Source organism: Candidatus Nitrosocosmicus franklandus (assembly GCF_900696045.1).
GTDB lineage: Archaea > Thermoproteota > Nitrososphaeria > Nitrososphaerales > Nitrososphaeraceae > Nitrosocosmicus > Nitrosocosmicus franklandus_A.
The window spans coordinates 759,771-774,080 of record NZ_LR216287.1 but is presented as its reverse complement, the minus strand read 5'-3'; the positions used below and the strand labels follow the sequence as shown (position 1 = coordinate 774,080).

The 14,310-nt window shown below is 33.1% G+C and carries 11 protein-coding genes and 1 tRNA gene; 7 read left to right on the top strand and 5 right to left on the bottom strand.

Annotation, left to right across the window (positions count from 1 at the left end):
• The first annotated feature begins 899 nt into the window (after positions 1–899).
• The 5 genes from NFRAN_RS03580 (at position 900) to NFRAN_RS03560 (ending at position 6,549) form a co-directional block, all read left to right on the top strand.
• The gene (locus NFRAN_RS03580) at positions 900–1,775 is read left to right on the top strand and encodes a hypothetical protein (RefSeq protein WP_145988004.1); all 876 of its coding nucleotides are present in this window, start codon (positions 900–902) and stop codon (positions 1,773–1,775) included.
• A gap of 197 nt (positions 1,776–1,972) precedes the next feature.
• The gene (locus tag NFRAN_RS03575) at positions 1,973–3,277 is read left to right on the top strand and encodes a hypothetical protein (protein ID WP_134483119.1); all 1,305 of its coding nucleotides are present in this window, start codon (positions 1,973–1,975) and stop codon (positions 3,275–3,277) included.
• Between the two features lie 823 nt (positions 3,278–4,100).
• Positions 4,101–4,412, top strand: coding sequence for a putative quinol monooxygenase (locus tag NFRAN_RS03570; protein ID WP_134483118.1), 312 nt, complete (start codon positions 4,101–4,103; stop codon positions 4,410–4,412).
• A gap of 931 nt (positions 4,413–5,343) precedes the next feature.
• A complete protein-coding gene (locus NFRAN_RS03565; protein WP_134483117.1) occupies positions 5,344–5,667 on the top strand; it encodes a hypothetical protein in 324 nt (107 codons plus the stop codon).
• Positions 5,668–6,309: 642 nt separating this feature from the next.
• The gene (locus NFRAN_RS03560; protein ID WP_134483116.1) at positions 6,310–6,549 is read left to right on the top strand and encodes a hypothetical protein; all 240 of its coding nucleotides are present in this window, start codon (positions 6,310–6,312) and stop codon (positions 6,547–6,549) included.
• A gap of 293 nt (positions 6,550–6,842) precedes the next feature.
• Here the strand turns inward: NFRAN_RS03560 and NFRAN_RS03555 are convergent, their stop codons facing one another.
• Both NFRAN_RS03555 and NFRAN_RS03550 read right to left on the bottom strand, forming a co-directional pair.
• Positions 6,843–7,118: a hypothetical protein gene (locus tag NFRAN_RS03555; protein WP_134483115.1), complete on the bottom strand. Its 276-nt coding sequence runs from the start codon at positions 7,116–7,118 to the stop codon at positions 6,843–6,845.
• Between the two features lie 1,500 nt (positions 7,119–8,618).
• Positions 8,619–8,813 carry a hypothetical protein gene (locus tag NFRAN_RS03550; RefSeq protein WP_134483114.1) on the bottom strand — a complete coding sequence of 65 codons (195 nt, stop codon included), beginning with the start codon at positions 8,811–8,813 and terminating at the stop codon, positions 8,619–8,621.
• A gap of 55 nt (positions 8,814–8,868) precedes the next feature.
• Between NFRAN_RS03550 and NFRAN_RS03545 the strand changes: the two genes are divergently transcribed.
• Both NFRAN_RS03545 and NFRAN_RS03540 read left to right on the top strand, forming a co-directional pair.
• On the top strand, positions 8,869–9,207 hold the full coding sequence (locus tag NFRAN_RS03545) for a hypothetical protein (RefSeq protein ID WP_172602085.1): 339 nt from the start codon (positions 8,869–8,871) through the stop codon (positions 9,205–9,207).
• A 226-nt stretch (positions 9,208–9,433) separates the two neighbouring features.
• Positions 9,434–9,673, top strand: a complete 240-nt coding sequence (locus NFRAN_RS03540) for a hypothetical protein (RefSeq protein ID WP_134483112.1) — start codon at positions 9,434–9,436, stop codon at positions 9,671–9,673.
• A 239-nt stretch (positions 9,674–9,912) separates the two neighbouring features.
• Here NFRAN_RS03540 and NFRAN_RS03535 read toward each other — a convergent pair whose 3' ends face one another.
• The 3 genes from NFRAN_RS03535 to NFRAN_RS03525 all read right to left on the bottom strand — a co-directional run bounded on the left by NFRAN_RS03535 (position 9,913) and on the right by NFRAN_RS03525 (position 13,412).
• Positions 9,913–11,049, bottom strand: coding sequence for a discoidin domain-containing protein (locus NFRAN_RS03535; RefSeq protein WP_134483111.1), 1,137 nt, complete (start codon positions 11,047–11,049; stop codon positions 9,913–9,915).
• Between the two features lie 1,417 nt (positions 11,050–12,466).
• Positions 12,467–12,541, bottom strand: a tRNA-Val gene (locus tag NFRAN_RS03530).
• Between the two features lie 388 nt (positions 12,542–12,929).
• Complete coding sequence (locus tag NFRAN_RS03525; protein ID WP_134483110.1) at positions 12,930–13,412, bottom strand: hypothetical protein; 483 nt, start codon at positions 13,410–13,412, stop codon at positions 12,930–12,932.
• Between the last annotated feature and the right edge of the window lie 898 nt (positions 13,413–14,310).

The following is a 14,310-nucleotide window of genomic DNA, read 5'->3' as shown; positions in this document are numbered from 1 at the left end:
CATCAAATAGTGTATTTCCTCATTATTATTTTTAGGATTTTTTTTAGAACAAGATGTATCGATTTTAAATATGTCTTTGGAGGACAACAGTCATTTCAGAGATCACTTATTTAGTCCATTATTTGATTTGACTCGTTGAGAATGTAGATCTGTACGGTTCAAATGTTTCATATTATTCACAAGGGCTAAACTATTTTTATGTGGTGAATCGAATCCAGTGAATGTTTGTTAAAAAGTTGATGGGAATACTTAGATGACTTTCTATCACTTGATGAACTAGGACCATGAATCCTTCTTGTTTCTAAAGGGAATGCTGTAATTATTATCTTTTTATTTGATTTTTATAGGGGATCAATTACATTTGTTAGGTTCTGCCAATTATTGGAAAACTAATTGAATGATTCTGTGAATAATTCAACTATATCTTTTGTATAGTCTATATATCTTTAAGGAATCAAGAAATGGGTCCCTCATGAAGCTCAGTTACTCGAACTCAAATTAGCAGAAAGATTCTATATGGGTTTATCTATACATTCATTCTTGGATCAAAGAGAACATTTACATTGATTGTTACTTTTCATTTACAATCCACATCCTTGTGAGGCGTATATCAGGATTTTAATATTGTGAAATTAACTCTCAAGTTGCTTTCTATTTGAAAAGCATAATTCATGTTGAACCAAAAAACAAGAGTCATTATGAAATATGGACGATATCGTATTTTTTATTTAAATTAGTGCAGTGTCTGTCCATTCTCTGAACTCATGCCTATATGACTAAATCAACTAAAAATTAATATCATGAATTTCGACTCTAGTCTTATTAATATCGATACCTTATATTCTCAGTTAAGAGAAACATAAGCAATAGTTAAATATTAAAAAAATTGTATGGCAGATATGATTCTGCCAGATGATTGGTGTTGTTTGTTCACCAAGTACAAGACTTGCTTTTATGTCGTCACGCTTTGTATTCCACTATTGTTCATATCTCTAACACCTTTTATTTTTCTTCAGTCTGTTAATGGACAAATTCTACACGAGAGTTCTACCGTCGTAGATAATCTACAGGAAATTTCGCCTGAGAACATATTAGACATACGATATTCTGATTTGGTAAACTTTACATCAAAAATTGAACAGATTTATGGACATCTAAATGCTTCATTGCTAAATAAGTATACAGGCAATGACTCTTTGGCCTTTGCTCATGCTTCTCATCCCATTACTGAAGTTTATCCATTTGTTGCACCGCAAATCGCAAAAACCAATCAATCGCTAAATCAATCCCTTTATTCTGTGTTAGTGAATATGCCAGATGTTTCTAGGAATTCAACCATCGATGAATATTTTACTACAATCCAGTTAGCTAATAATATTTTAAAGGAAATAACCAACGCCGTAATACCTAAAAATCTGCAGAATGACTTGTTGTTTAATTCATTTGTTGTAGTTAATCTCTTGGACCTTGCAGGATATGAGTATAGCGCTGCCGTAACTAACGGTACCATAGAGGCTATATTTGAATATCAGGATAGTAAAGCATTCATAAAACAAGCCGAGAAATTAATGTCTATTTTCAATACTGACCCAGAAACTTCAACTAGCTCATCTGAATTAATCCTTTTAGTAAATTCGCTTAATGCTTTAATAGACAGAGTAGCAACGCCCGAAGAGATCTATTTATCAATTGATGGAATTTTTTCAAAAATGGCTACAATGATTAGTACTGATAGACTCACTCTGTTAAGTAAACTTGGAGTTACAACGGACTAATGGTATTTCTTCAAAAATCTGTTATTTATTTGTGAACCTGATTACTGATGATAGAAAAATTTTGCATGAATTTATTTATTTCTAGTACTTGTAATGTCAAAGTTTGGATACGAACTTGCTGGAGTCCTGTATTCCTATGCTATACAATCGAGTTTTTAATTTTGAAATAGCCTCTGGTGTTTATGAGATGAATTGAAATGACTCTAAAAAATAGACCTGTTGTATTTATTGTTGCTATATTTAGTGTAGTTTTTTTAAACAACATATCTCCCATTTTTCCGATCAACGACCAGGTCAACAACAATGATGCAAATTTTTCCATACCAAATCAACTAAGATTTATTCTAGATACGTCAGACTTGAAAGGAAATAACTCGTCTGGATTTTACGCAACACAGATTATTATGGCTTGTCAAACAGAAGAAGGAAGAGAAAAAAATCATAGCGAACATTGTCCAACGATATTCCTTAATGATCTTGATAAAAGAGTGGAAAGTCAGTTGGTTTTAGCAATATATTCGGATCTTATTCAGATATACGACGAAAACCATTATTCGTGTCATAACGATGGACACAACCTAGGAAGGTGGTTATTTGAATATCTCGGAAATCTTGAGGATGCACTACAATATGCTACTATTCACTGCGGAGGTTCAGTTTACCATGGAATTTTTCAAGGCTATTTTGAGGGTAAACATGCTAATAGCAATTCGAATAGAAATCAGATTGTGATTACGGACATGTGTCCTATGAGTAGAGAAAATGTTAATTGGTTATATGAGAGGGATTGTATTCATGGAATAGGCCACGGATTAGCTATCCTTTATGATTATAATACCACAGCTGCTGTCGATCGCTGTCGTGAGTTTTTATCCATATGGGCACAGAGCGCCTGTTCAAGGGGAGTATTTATGGAAAACATTGAGAATTTCATAGAAACTGGATATGGCGATTTTGACACAAATGACATCTATTCGCCATGCAACAAGACTATAGAAAAATTTGCATCTCAATGCTATTACTACTTTCCAGCATACGATCTTGCAAGATCTGATCACGCTCCAGGTCATAACAGTATCGCAAATACATTTACGAAATGCGATAATGTTCCGTCAGGAAAATTTTCCAAGTATTGTTATCAAGGAATTGGTCGGCTTTTGGAAACAATCGCTTACGCCAACACAGAGTTATCAATTGCGGTATGTAAAATTGGAAATCAGACCAAGTACCATAATGATTGCTTGTTAGGCACACTGAAGACGATTCTAAAGGGGTATGCAGATCCTGATCAAGGATTCAAGTATTGCAGCAAATCAAAGCTAGATTTTAAAGCTTTATGCTACGAAATAATTGGAATATGGATTAAGAATTTTTTCCACACTGAAAAAGTCGATTTAGAAAATGAATGTGCAAAGGCACCTGAGTCAAACTACATTGTTAATTGTATTAACGCAAACCAACGGACCCCTGGTGCTGATGTTTTTGTATTTGAACCACTCTAGTCAGACATGGGAGCTTATGAACTAAAATGAAACTAATAGAATACAATTGGATTCTGGAACCAATTCTCATCGACATATGTCAAGTGTACGGATTGTAATATCCTGTTGTAACTCTCTATCCGACAATTTACTATACATAGATATCCCCGCAAGAGATATTTGATTAAACTATATCTTATTAAACTATCTGGTTAATCGTTTCTTCTAACTAGAATACATTTTGATATCCTGTTCCAATTAATAATAATGATTGGCGTTCATATTAGTCTCTCTAAAATTCTCAACTATTTTGAGTTATGCTCTATCCGTATTTTGATTTTGAATTGAGGTCTGTACTTTATGAGAAATAAATAGGATATCTGACCTTTTCAATGTGCTAACAGCTGCTGCCTGATTAGACCAAGTGTATATTATTCGTCTCAAAATGACTTATTTTCTCATATCAAAAGCTGTTTATTATGTGATTCAGGTAAAGGTATACATGTTTTCTGATTTACCCCTCAAAAACAGATTCAGTGCATCTTAATATATTTATTTTAGTAAAGTGTTCAATATTGATTTATAAACGCTACACTTGATTCTTGATTTTCAATATCTCTGTCAAGGTTTTTTTTTCGACTCGAAATAACCATCTGATAATAACCGAAGAGAACTTTTTTTTAATAATCCTCTGAACCATCTAGAAGACAAGGTTGCCTCCAGCTCAATCTCTGTTATCATGCCTACATCCGGAACAAAAGATTTCATAGTCTAAAACATACTTCAAGATGACAATATGGAAGGAAAACTTTAATTATAAAAAAATAAAACTAAAAGTGAAAACATGTCAACTCCAAACAATCAAGTAAGAGTGATAGTTTTGATCAATGCAAAGGAAGGGAAAAAACAAGAGCTCTTAGATCTTTTTATGCCTCTAATTAATCCACCTAGAAAACGCGAAGGTAATATTTCTTATACTTTTAACTCATCAATCGAAGATCCAAATGAACTCTTATTTGATGAAGTGTGGGAAAGCAAAGAGGCATATGATAAACACTACAATAGCCAAGAATCAGTTGAATTGAGAGCTAAGGTTCAAAATCTAGTATCAAAACCCATTGAATTTAAATTATTTAGGGAAATTACAGCCTCCTAATTTTATTTGCCCCTTATTTTTGTAGCTAGAGTTTCATGAGCCGTTCATAAAAATGATATATTTTAAGCGACAGTTCGGGCTTTCAAATCTTTAGAGTATTTAGGATCATTACTCCATTACTTGCTCCCGCCTTTCTCAATTTCGTATTCTCGTTGAGTATCTCAACAAAACAGTATGTCTGAGAAGGTTTTGGTCTAAAGACTGATTCGGTTATGTGGTGTTAAAACATTACGAATACTTTTCCTTTATGCTGGTTACATGATCTCTTTTTTAGTATATTAGGTTTAAAGACGTCTTTGTGTGTCTTATCTTGGATAAAGTAAAATGGAGTTCCTTGCCTTTGTCAAGATATTAATCGATGTAATCTTTTTTTGCAACTTTGATACTGTGATAAACAGAACATAAGTTAAATAAACTAACAATTATATGCGTTAACACCATGAATAAGTCTTCTTATCGTGATTTTATGCCTTTTTAATTGAATGTGAATGTAAATGGAATAATCGAAATCTATTTCTTTGGTAAGGTCTTGAGTGCTCTATTTTGTAGATTAGATAAAAAATTTGCTTTTATGATCTTGAAAAATACAAACAATCAAAAGCTGAATCTAAAACAGGCAATGAAAAATAATCATATCCTTAAATGTAGTTTCAATAAATTGTCCATCCATTTTTCGTTAAAGATGTACTATAATGTTTTTACTATAGATAAGATATCTTAATTGTTTGAATTTAGTAAATTCGATTAATAAAAAATGTCAAGGATTCATAAAAAAACTGATATGGGTTATACTAAATGTATTTCAAAAGGAATTATGCTAGAATGGTGAGGGAAAAAGGTAAAGTACTCTTGTATTTTGATATTTTTCTCATACAATTCTGACTAACTATTATAAGAAGCTGTCAAATAAAATTACTTTTTAAAATAAAGAATGAATAAATCATTTGTAGGAATCCTTTCAGTTTTCCTAGCAGTCGGACTCATAGGTGTATATGTACCCAATGCATTTGCCTCAATTCTTGAGCGTCCCGGGGTGGAAGCCTGCGGAAATATCGCAGCTGGTCAACAACCTAATAGCGATGCAGAACAAGAAGTAGAACAAGGCCAAGCATCAGAGGCTGATGGACAAGCAGTTGCACCAGAATTCAATGCATTAAATGCAAATAACCTCAATTTGGGCTTGCAAGAGAATGGTGAATGTATCCCGACCTTTGACCAGCCTCCAACAGATTCTACCCTACCTGCACCCCAATAGATAGATAGATAGAATTAAACATTAAGAACATCAACAACCTTATTTTTTTAATAGCTAATGCCTAATCCATTTCAAATCCAGATAGTTAGAATTTAATGGATAGTGGTTTAAATTTTGCATGGATAATTCGAAGTCGATCAGATTTTTGCTAATTGTTTCAAGCTGAGGCGTGAAGTACTTTATCTTATTTCATGCTATGAATTGATACAAAACTGCAACAAGAACTAAGTAATTAGATCTCATGTATAGTATCAGTGTATTAGGCAGACTATGAAATTAATTAGACTTGCAGGGGCGAATATATACAAACAGCGGTATTAAAGATGTCAAACAATTCAGCTCTCTGCCCTGGACTTTTAACTAGGTTCTTTTAATAATAGTAGAGTAAGGTATAGATAATTGTTACTTTTAGACAGTATAGTCTGACTATCATACGTTGATAATCTTAGTACATCAAGTAAATAGTGTAAACATTTCTCGTGAAACATGAGATTTGAGTCTATAACTAACGTCATTGCACCAATCTTTTGCTAATCTCATTGTCTTTTAGAATAAATTGTTATTTACTCTAATTTTGCTAGAATATTAGAGTATTGCAATTAGTTAGCAAATTCCTTATAATTATTTATGCCTTAAACCTTTATGAGAACAACAACTCATACAAGAAGAAACAAAAACACAAAGATATTGGTGACTGCTTCAGTAGCAATGGTCGTAACTATGGCACTTTTCATGGGTTCGCTCATTCCCGTTAGTAATGCTGAGTTAACGACAGTATTCAAATTGAAGCAAGCAAATTGCCCAGATGGATGGATAAAGTTACCAAGTAATCTCAACCCGCAGCTTGGAGATTGTATGCCAAATACTTTAAAGACAAGGTAGGGACTAGCTCGCTTAACCTAATCTACATCTCCTCTTTTTTTTGCAAATTGAAAATTTTTCCTAATATTTTGTTTCATACTTATAACTTATTGAAAACTATTAAACAAGAGATTAGGTCGCATCATAAGCAACATTGTATGGGTAAGAAAGGGTCAGAGATACAATGTCTGTAAAATTATTTGATGTGTAGTTACTATCATAATTCCTTTAAAAACATCGTATCTATGCAAACACGGCTTATTGTGGTTATTTTTACTCAGACTAGGCCACAATTAGGATTTAATTTCTAAATATCAGTATCGTATCAAATCCAAAGCTAATCTTAATTTGGTAACTTCTTCCTTTAGTATGTTAATATCTTCCTCATCCTTTGCGTATCTTAACAATCTTTCACAGGCCTGAATTTGGGCAAGCATTAAGTCGCTCTTTTCCATACATACACTATGAGATGGCTCTAAGAAATGATAAGAAACGCTCTTTCCTCTCTCCTTCCATCCACTTGTTTTTGCCTCTACTATATATGGTATCTCGTTTTCGGTTATGTTCATCGCCCTATCAAAGTCGAACATACTTTAAAAACACCTACCTATCCCAAAAAATCAATAGACAAAAGGATAACATTCTATATAGTGCTATTGTACAAACATCTATAATTTGGTTATAAGTATACTATCAGATTACGCATGGGAAATTGATTCGCCTCCTATTAGTGAATTGATATAATGGGGAAATCATCATACCGATTTATTGCAGTCAAATGGGGTCGATCCAGGGATTTCAATTACGGTCTTGATTAGTTGACTAGATTATATGAACATATTATGATGAGCAATGATCGTAGACTTATTAGTTAGGATGTTGGGATTACCAGTTTTAACTTGGTTTGGTTGATTGGTTATACCGAAAAGGTACTTTATGTAATAGAGTTATCTTTACTAAGTTGTTGATTTTTGGGACTTGTAGTCAAAAGGTATGCAATAGTCTTAAATAGATGACCAATTTACTATTGATAATCTTCATACTGCAAGATCTAGTTGAAAGTTACTAAACGACATTCTTTTTTATCTCTTTTTTATCCTTTCAACACAATGATATTCAATACGAATTAATTAATAGTATACAATTCCTTTGTTTCTGTGTTCGAAATGTCTTCTAAGAGTCTTGTTTATGCCATTGTGTATGGAGTACGTTATAGCAATGTTAAACTTTTTTTGACAAATTTTCCAAAGCTACTGAGAATAACTATGAGCTCCTATGGTCAGAATGATCAAGTAACTACAAGTCGATAACGTGCAATATTTTCTACGGTTTTAAAATTATAAAGTCGTACAAGTTTTGCAATTATTCTAAGGATTTTGAAAAGACTTACCCAAGATTAGTCTGCTTGTCATGACACGAGATCTTGATAACAAATAACAATTCTGCATTTAGCTCTTACATTTAGGACAAACAAAGGAATGTTGTTTGTTATCGTAAGTTGATTCTTCTAATTCATAAAAGGTATCACACTTGTTACAAATCATCCGTCATCACCAATTAATGACAATGATTTACAATATTAAACTTTATTGAAATTAATCCAACAGATGCAATATTGTCTTTATACATCTCTAATGGTGATGATTTCCTCCAACGTAATTGATAACAAAAAAAGTCTTCCTAATGCTTAATTCATCCGACATCGGCTATCACTTTTCTGGATTATAAGAAAGTATCAACTTGTTTGATTAACATTGTCTAAAAATGATTATTGCAGAATTTGATGCCAATTTTGTCACAAAAGCCTTAATTCTGGATATATATACTAATTCATGTCAATGAGTCTTTCAAAAAGTGAGACTTTACTACATCACTTGCGATACCCTTATTCATCTGACTTTCAAAACAATACTACTCATCGTATTCATCTAGACATCATGAAATTGAAAATAGTGTAATTCTGAATAAAGATTATTCCAATAATTTCACTGTTTAATACAAAAATATCCAAAATAACGATATGGACCGGGTAGAATTCATATTGTTAATGGTCAAATTTTTTGGTTCTTAAATTAACTCTACTTCGAACATTAATTGGTTATATGTAAAATATTCTTACTCTGTATTTTTCCAGAATTATACTCCTTCAAGTCAAAAATGAATGTCGATGTGATATCCATATTGTCTATTGTATTTGTTTCTAATGTAATTTCTGTTATGCCGTAACCTATCTGGTTTCTTTTAGGCGGAATTCCGTATATTCTAAAGCAAATGTAATATTGCAATATATTTTGAACATCACACAAAACCTTTAATAGTTCAAATGCAATTAATTAATGCGTGTGCATATCATCTAATGACAGTCAATCCCATAGACTCATAGAAAATATTCTGAGATCTGATTATGAATTGTCTCTAAGAATAACTAGAAAAAATACGCCGGTCAGGGAAATATATGAGTCATTTCGACGTAGATTGGAAGTTTATGATCAAGCACTTTTACTTCCGTTTAATGATGGCGATAAAGCATTGTTGACCTTTAAGAAGGCAGAGGTTTGTATGGACTTGAGAATGTATAAATTCAGGCAGGATCTTTTGCGAGATATCAATGAAATGGCCGAACGAATAGAAAATCTTGAACATGAAGTATTACGTAAAAGAAGCCAAATATCTCATTAATATCGTCTCGCTGAGTACCTGAATACTTATGACAAAGTAATGATGGTCAGCAAAAGATGTAATGTTACTCGTGATTACAGTTAGTGTTCTACATACCTATAAGAACAGATTCAATATCATTTTCTAATCCAAAAAACTTTAGTTGTTTTCAAAAAACTTAGCCTATATCCAGACGTGTTTTTAGATTAGAAACTTTCTATAGTATTGGAATGGTGTTACCAAAAGATTGTGGAAAGGCAGTTCAGATGTAGCGATTGTTCTTTTGACAAATGATCAAGTTGACGTCGCAACAAAAAATGATATTCTAATATGGTTACAGATGTCTGTAGACTTGTCGAGCCATTTAAATCGTCGTGTGGGACCTAGTTTTCTTGGACTGCTAAAAAAGTATGGATCTTGCATCGTGGGTGACGTGGATGATGTGGGCAAGAGATACAAGCCCTTGACGAAATTATTGGAGATGTGACTGACATTATATATTAAGGTTTATAAACAAACTGTATCTCCAATCATGTTTAACTGGATACTATATTGCCGAACAATTAGTCTAGGAAGGTAATACCAACTGTGAGTAAAGAATTTTACACACCATATTTTCCAAGATAAAAGATGAGGCAGAGTTTGTATGAAGAATCGTATACAAAGGATTGGCAATCGATTTGACTATGATCATCACAGTATATCTTAACATAATCTGGATCATCACTACTTAGTGAAGATTCTCACCTCTTTTATTACTGCAACGGTACCAAATGGCCCTATTTGTGCAAATGTCAATTTGATATCGGTAGCAACCCTCGAAGCAAAGTAATAGGATTCAAAATCATCTGTACTGGTCCCGTTTCTAGTTATAAACTCAGGATATACATCAACAAATGTATTACCATCAGTTGAGGTGGATAAATTAAAAATATGTGGTTTTTCATCTCCCCACAACACATCAACCCTGCAAATCGATACTTGATTAGGTAAGGTTAATCGAATCCAAGGATTAGGAATATTGGTAGATACCCACGTTGTAGCTGGTATTCTGTCAATGGTTTTTAAAGCATTATTGCCGGACAGGTGTCCACTAGAATCAGCTTCACTTGCAATTATTTCCTTGTTACAGAGTACAATAGGATCTATAGGGGGAGGTAGAGGATCAAATGGCAAGGGGTTGAATTTAAGTCCCATGGCATATGCAGTACGACTCACCAGTTCGGTATGGTCGCCACTTGAACCGTAAATGGAAAGATTATCTACAATAGCAAACTGATGAGTTGGATTATCAACGGGTAGTAATTGAGGCACTATTCTAGTAAGATAAGTTCCATGAAAACCAAAGTGACAGGCACCGCCCATCCCGCATAACGCCATACCCGGCAACGGAGAAACTGCTGTGAAAGCATTATCAAAGCCTTCAGAACTATGAAAAGATGTGCTAATTGTTCCGACTTTTGTTCCATCTAGTTTTCTTAAAGTAGAACGAATCCCTATTGCAAAGGATATAATCCTTGAAGGACTAGGAATTTGGTGATCTCTGGAACGTGCATGCCATGAAATATTTGAATCTGGGAACGAACCAGTACCTATATTTCCTCCACCCGGTGGTTGGTCGGGTACAAGAAACCCCCCACCTATTAAAAGAAACCCGTTGTCTACAAAACTTGAGGACTGTGGGTGAGGATCTGATACACTTTCATTTCTAAAGACCTGAAGGTTTGACTTGAGACTTTCTTTACTTAAATTAGGAATTTTTATACCTAGAGCAAATACTTCTAATGGAGCTACATTGGGGTCTATATGATCGCGTGATGATGCAACCCAGCCTTTCCAATCAGGTTTCATATTGTCATCCATAGAAGGAAAGGATGCTGTGAGGTAACTATCGCCATCACCAGGTAAACAATTACCTCCTCCTCCAACACAAATCCAATCATCATCACCATCTGAACCAACATCGACTCGAAATAGATCATGATGGTTTTTTTGGTGGATCGGTAGCAGTCCATATAGATATTGTTACCCCTCCTGCCGTCATTTCATTTACCTTTATACCTTTAACCATTATACTACCATCCCAAGACGATATCTTCGTCGAGTAGGATTTTGATCATCGAATCTCATATGTATCACAATAGCAATTGGTATTATTTAAGAAAGAATGAGATTATCAAGCGACTCATTTCGATAAAATTCTTACTACTATGTGTGTTGGGTGGAATTCCTACGACGAATCACGTGGAAGGAGCAACATGGTGTTGTAGATGTCATTATCAGGTCAAACAAAACTACTCATTACCATTTCAAATGAACTAATGGATATTAGATAACTGTAATAGGTGTGAACTAATATTACTCATTTAGAAAGACACTTTTGATAAAGGTACGAGAAACTTCTGCATACAGTTAGCGTACTGCTCAACCGTCTTGTCAAGTTCGTGAATTAGTTAATGTTCTGCTGATATCGACTTGGAGCGGATAAGCCCTACAGGCCCGCGTCAAGTTCCACCATTTCAGACCTACATAATAGTTATAATAGAATTTACATGTGCATCAACATTACCTCATTGTTGGTAGGTGATTTTATGAGCATATGAAAGCTTTTCATTAATCTATGGTCACCTTGTCTGACTTTCTAAATTGGGATCAAATATCTAGGGGAACTATTGTAAAGTAAGAACGCTTGTGGCTAAAGATTCTATTTAATACTACAGCCACAAATTGCCCTTTCGGATTACATGTAAGTTTTCACTACATCCAGACAAATTATTACATAAAGGAGTTTCATTTACATATCTGTTATCTATTCTCCTCTTAATCCCGGAAAGAAATGCAATCATTGCTATCAGCCTCGTAGAGACATCAATTTACAGGGTATTATCAATTGCAAAAGTATAGCATCTATATTCACTTGCTAATATCGAGTATTGTAGACACGAGCGATCACTATTATCTTCACTTCTAGAGGTGATATTCTACATTAGGCAAAGATCAAATAATATCCTTCTATACTTAATTTAAAGACCAAATGTTTAAACTATCATAGAGGATTAAATTCTACTTATATAAGAACCGATTATAGTGGTTCGCTTAAGAAAATAGGCTCATACTGTAATGAGTAACCTTCATAATGATTTGGAAAAAAACTATGTACAGTTTTGAATTATCATATACTGAATACGACTTGCCATATCGGCGTAAATATTATAGGTAATAATACTATTTCTTGTAATAATTTAAATAAAAATATTCATAACATCCAAAATTTACAATATGGGCCGGGTCGGATTCGAACCAACGACCCCCGCCATGTCAAGGCGGTATCTTAACCAGGCTAGACCACCGGCCCTATTATTGCCTTTGTCTTCTCGTTTTCAGTGTTCTTAATATAAAATTTGTGATTAGAATTCTTTTTTCTTATGGATATGAATGGTTTGTCAAGATGGTACAACCAAGGTCTGGTACTAATAATTAGTCTAAAAACCTGTCTTATCTCAATTTATACATCTAGATCGAACGTATTTTGGAAAGGAGTGATTTATAAATAATAAAATTTTTTTGTCTATCGTTTAGAAGAAAAAATGTGATCACAGGTCCAGACTTTATTAATAGAGGATCGAAAAAGGTGATGGTATTAAACACACTAGGATCAAATGCAAGCTTCAAACGATGTCAGTATTATAATTGGGTTCTACCATGACATGATTGGTCTTTTAAAGTATTATTTTGTTGACTTCCTATTGAGTCGGTGTAGCTGTTTTCCATAATTTATCGAATTGATTTTGTTTTTGATTTACCAGATCTACAGAATTGCTCCACAGAATCTTACTAATCCCATTACCATCTGGTTCAATTACTGGCTGTAAGTATATTTTAGTATCGATCAACTGAAGATTTTCTGGCACAGCATCTGTTTGTCTTACTTCACAATAAGTGATCGATTTCAGAAACCACTTGTTATCCTCACTTAATTCTACTACTATTCTAAATTTGATACCTTTTGTTCTTGAGAGTTTTTCTATACGGATAAATGTTTCTCTCAGATTTGTAACAATAAAATCAAACATTTGCTGATTCCAGAGAATATTAAGTTCATTTTCTGGTAAACTAAGAGATTCTAAATACATTCCTAAAATCATTTCCGGATCGTGGATTACTGTGGTTAAGTTTGGCTTCTTATATCCAGATTCCTTTAGTTTTCTATATGTAATTAAATCCAACAGTACGTATATTCAAATGATTTTTTAATATTTAAGTGTATTTCAAAATTCAAAGATATATTAGAAAATTGAATTAATGATTTTATATGTTTAATTCTTTTTTTAATTTGTTTTTCGTTTTCTATAATTATCAATTAACAAATGTTATTTGCTATAGATAGTGAAAATGTCTGCCTTCATATCTTTAGGTTAGCCGCATTCTATATTATTTATAAAGGGAGAGCAAAGATGTATTATGCCTTGCAATTGCTAAAGCCAGGGTATTTGATAATTAGAATCAAATAAGTGTGAAGATTATTTGTGTTTAAAACACAGAAAATGAAAGAAAACATCAAAGTTACGCTTTGCGAATCAATTTTTCAAGCTGATAATCGTTTTAATTCAGTTATATGAAAACGTTCGAAATAAATAAGACTCTATTATGTTAGGAATTAGACAATCTAAACTACTTGTCGTTTCGCATTAGTTCTCTGCTATATGAAGTGTATTTGATAACGATCTTGTTTAATGCATTCAGGGCAAACAATGAGTTGACAAATTTTAGTTCATCTGACTCAGACAGTTGAAATGGAATCTATCATCATAGAATTAGTTTACGTTTAAGAATCACTTTCTGGATGAAGATATTGTTCTTATGATTTACATATCAACAGCGGTCATTATATATGAAACTTAAATAATTGATTTAATGACAAAACATAATGTCATGACTATTGAATGAAGAAAGTGTGAATCTTTGCATATGCAAAATGCTATGATAAAAATTTTCATATTGTTTCTAAATAGTAATTGCAAATCTTCTTAGGTCCTTGTGTATTGTTATAACAATGATAACAAATCAGAATTGCAAGGAACACCGTGATGCTACAGTTTGACAAATTCACATATGCGTAGTCAT

Excerpts from the sequence above, each read along its gene's own strand:
- NFRAN_RS03565 (WP_134483117.1), top strand. The coding sequence starts at position 5,344 with ATGAATAAATCATTTGTAGGAATCCTTTCAGTTTTCCTAGCAGTCGGA.
- NFRAN_RS03570 (WP_134483118.1), top strand. The coding sequence starts at position 4,101 with ATGTCAACTCCAAACAATCAAGTAAGAGTGATAGTTTTGATCAATGCA.
- NFRAN_RS03575 (WP_134483119.1), top strand. The coding sequence starts at position 1,973 with ATGACTCTAAAAAATAGACCTGTTGTATTTATTGTTGCTATATTTAGT.
- NFRAN_RS03560 (WP_134483116.1), top strand. The coding sequence starts at position 6,310 with ATGAGAACAACAACTCATACAAGAAGAAACAAAAACACAAAGATATTG.
- NFRAN_RS03580 (WP_145988004.1), top strand. The coding sequence starts at position 900 with ATGATTCTGCCAGATGATTGGTGTTGTTTGTTCACCAAGTACAAGACT.
- NFRAN_RS03555 (WP_134483115.1), bottom strand. The coding sequence starts at position 7,118 with ATGTTCGACTTTGATAGGGCGATGAACATAACCGAAAACGAGATACCA.
- NFRAN_RS03535 (WP_134483111.1), bottom strand. The coding sequence starts at position 11,049 with ATGGATGACAATATGAAACCTGATTGGAAAGGCTGGGTTGCATCATCA.